2 protein-coding genes are annotated in these 3,676 nt (G+C 69.8%); one reads left to right on the top strand and one right to left on the bottom strand.

Translation table 11 applies throughout. From position 1 onward, the window contains the following. The coding region (locus AC3XYG_RS03825) for a hypothetical protein (protein ID WP_489138487.1) at positions 1-3,171 on the top strand (3,171 nt) is incomplete at its 5' end. 33 nt (positions 3,172-3,204) lie between these two features. Here AC3XYG_RS03825 and AC3XYG_RS03820 read toward each other — a convergent pair. Continuing rightward, positions 3,205-3,676 (bottom strand): DUF1127 domain-containing protein (locus AC3XYG_RS03820; RefSeq protein ID WP_489138486.1); only part of this gene is annotated, 472 nt, incomplete at its 5' end.

The following is a 3,676-nucleotide window of genomic DNA, read 5'->3' as shown; positions in this document are numbered from 1 at the left end:
AACGGTGCGCTGTTCGCGCTGTCGCACCAGCTGGACGGCCAGGGCGACCCGGTGCTGGTCAATCAGGTGCTGGGCTCGCCGCTGTCCGGCGGCATCGGCCGGGTGCTGCTGCGGCTGGCCGGCGGCCGGGTGGTCGAGGCGGTGGGACCGACGGCGCGGCTGAGCGTCGGCGCCGGGACCGACCGCTTCGTCTGGGCCGGCGAGGCCGAAGGGCTGGCGCACCGCGTCACCCTGTGGCTGGCGCCCGACGCCAACCTTTGGCTGTGGCGGGTCGAGGTCGAGAACAAGGGCGGCGCCGCGGTCGAACTCTCAGCCGTGCTGCTGCAGGACATCGGGCTCGGCAGCCGCGGCTTCCTGATGAACAACGAGGCCTATGCCTCGCAATACATGGACCACCACATCGCCCGGCACGACCGGCTCGGCCCGGTGGTGATGAGCCGTCAGGCGCTGGCCCAGGGCGGCCGGATTCCCTGGGTGGCGCATGGTTGCCTGGACGGTGCGACCGGCTTCGCCACCGATGCGGCGCAGAGCTTCGGCCCCGGCTTCCGCGACCGGGCCGAGATCACCGGCGAGCTGCCGGACGAAAAGCTGCAGCACGAGGTCGCCTGCCCGGCCATCGCCTCGAAGACCGTCAGCCTGGCGCCCGGCGCCACGGCGGGGTGGAGCTTCTTCGGCCTGTATGTGCCGGACCACAAGGCGGCGTCGGACGATGGCGACCTGGCCGTGGTCGACACCGCGCTGGCCGCGGCCGGCGGCTTCCGCCCGGCGGCGGTGGCGCTGGAGACCCCGGTGCGCGGCCTGCTGCAGGATGCGCCGCCGCTGGTGGCCGAGGATCTCGATGCCGCCGCGATCGACCTGATGTGGCCGGACCGGCGGCTGGAGGAGCGGGCCGGTGACGTGCTGCAATCCTTCTTCGTCGATGATGGCGCCCTGAACCGGCACATCGCCCTGCGGGCCAAGGAGCTGGGCCTGCGCCGCCGCCATGGCGAATTGCTGCGCTCCGGCGCTGCGCTGCTGCCGGAGGACGGGCTGCTCTGCGCCACGGTCTGGGCGCATGGCGTCTTCGCCGCCCAGCTGACAATCGGCAACACCTCGTTCCACAAGCTGTTCTCGGTCTCGCGCGATCCCTACAACATCACCCGCACCTCCGGCCTGCGCATCCTGGTCGATGCCGGCGAGGGCTGGAGATTGCTGTCGGTGCCGTCGGCCTTCGAGATGGGACTGGCGGAAAGCCGCTGGATCTACCGCTTCGGCGGCCGCACGGTCACGGTCCGGGCCGCCGTCTCCGGCGCCGACACCGCGATGCAGTGGCGGGTCGATGTCGAGGGCCAGCCCTGCCGCTTCCTGGTGCTGGGCCATCTCGTGCTCGGCGAACGTGAGCTGGAACAGGCCGGGCGAGTCGCGATCGACGCCGTCGCCAAGCGCTTCACCTTCCGGCCGGATCCCGACTGGCTGTGGGGCCAGCGCTACCCCGATGCGGTCTATCACCTGGTCACGCCGACGCCGGAGGCGGTCGAGGCGGTCGGCGGCGACGAACTGCTCTATGCCGACGGCCAGGGCCGGCGCGGCGGGTATGTGGCGCTGCGCACCGGCGCCGTGTCCGGCTTCGGCTTCGCCGTCACCGGCTCGCTGACCGACCCGGCCGCGGCCTCGGCGCTGGCCGACCGCTATGCCGCCGGCGTGCCGATCGCGGAGATGCTGGGCTCGGCCGACGCCCATTGGGCCGAGGTGACCCGCGGCCTGAAGATCAGCGGTGGCGGGGTGGAGGGTGAGGCGCTGGACGCCGCCTTCCCGTGGCTGGCGCATGACGCGATGATCCACCTGACCGTGCCGCATGGGCTGGAACAGTACACCGGTGGCGCCTGGGGCACGCGCGATGTCTGCCAGGGCGCGCTGGAATTTCTGCTGGCGCTGGAGCACGACGTTGCGGCGAAGGAGGTCGTGCGCCGCATCTTCGCCCAGCAATACGAAGGCCGGGGCGACTGGCCGCAATGGTTCATGCTCGAACCCTATGCGCCGATCCAGGACCGCCACGCCCATGGCGACGTCATCGTCTGGCCGCTCAAGGCGCTGTGCGACTATGTCGAGGCCACCGGCGATTTGGCCTTCCTGGACGAGCCCATCGCCTGGCGCAATGAAGAGGACTTCACCCGCACCGAGCGGCAGGACCCGGTCTCCGCCCATATCGACCGCATCGTCGCGGTGGTGAAGGACCGGTTCATCCCCGGTACCAACCTGCTGCGCTATGGCGAGGGCGACTGGAACGATTCGCTGCAGCCGGTCGACCCGCATCTGCGCGACTGGATGGTCAGCGCCTGGACCGTCGCGCTGCTGATCCAGCAGCTCGGCCGCTGGTCCGGCGTGCTCGACCGCGCCGGCCGGCCGGTCCAGGCCCGGGAGATCGAGGCCCTGGCCGGGGCGATGCACTGGGATCTCGGCAAATACCTGATCCGCGACGGCGTGCTGGCCGGCTATGCCGTGTTCACGCCGGAAGGCACGGTGTCGGAGCTGCTGCTGCACCCCAGCGACACCCGCACCGGCCTCAGCTATTCGCTGCTGCCGATGAAGCGGGCGCTGATCGCCGGGCTGTTCGCCGGCGATGCGGTGAAGCGCCATCTCGACATTATCCGCGACCATCTGATGTTCCCGGACGGCGCCCGGCTGATGGACCGGCCGGTGGCCTATCACGGCGGCGTCGAACAGCTGTTCCGGCGCGCCGAATCCGCCGCGTATTTCGGCCGCGAGATCGGGCTGATGTACACCCATTCCCATCTGCGCACCGGTGAAGCCATGGCCGCGCATGGCCAGGCCGACGATGTCTGGCGGATCCTGCTGCTGGCCAATCCGGCGGCGGTCACCGACCTGCTGCCGAATGCGGCGCCGCGCCAGCGCAACGCCTATTTCAGCTCCAGCGACGCGGCCTTCGCCGACCGCTATGCCGCCAGCGCGGAATGGGGCCGGGTCAAAGACGGGTCGATCGCGGTCGATGGCGGCTGGCGGGTCTATTCCAGCGGGCCCGGCCTCTACACCAACCTGCTGCTGCGCCAGGTCTTCGGCCTGCAGCGCCATTTCGGCGACCGGGTGGTCGAACCCCTGCTGCCGCCCGGCCACGCCGACCTGGCGGTGGAGCTGGTGCGGGGCGGGGAGAGGCGGCGCTACGGCCGATCCTGAGCGGTCACGTGATCCCGGCCATCGCGGCCGGGATCAGGCCTCCGGCGTCTGCGAATTGCCGGCTTCGGTCAGGCGCAGGAAGCGGTTGCGGCCGACGCGGCTCAGGCCGATGTCGAGCAACTCCTGCTCGCTCATGCCAGACAAATGCCGTTCGTCGCGCCGGATCCGGCCATAGTTGGCGGCGGCCCGCCCCAGATGAGCGAACAAGGCCTGCAATCCCCGCAGATATGTCTTGTCCTGGGGCGAAGACATGAACACGCGGGCGGTGCGGTCGGCTGACCGCAAGGCGTGGAAACTCATGGGTCTATCCTTCGGAATCGCCAGGGCAACCTCGGGCCCGGCTTCGGGAGTCTCAGTCTTGCTGCGCGGTGTTACGAGACGATTTCGAAGGGGACATATCTGGCTACTTTTGAAATCAATTTGATTCTTATTTTCCGGATTCCGGCATGTCAGCGACTGTTTGGAAATGCGCTGGCGTGAGTCGGATGGCGGTGGTGTCGAGAAC

The organism is Inquilinus sp. (assembly GCF_057815775.1).
Note: the sequence above shows the minus strand (reverse complement) of the source record. Positions and strands in the feature narration are given on the sequence as shown.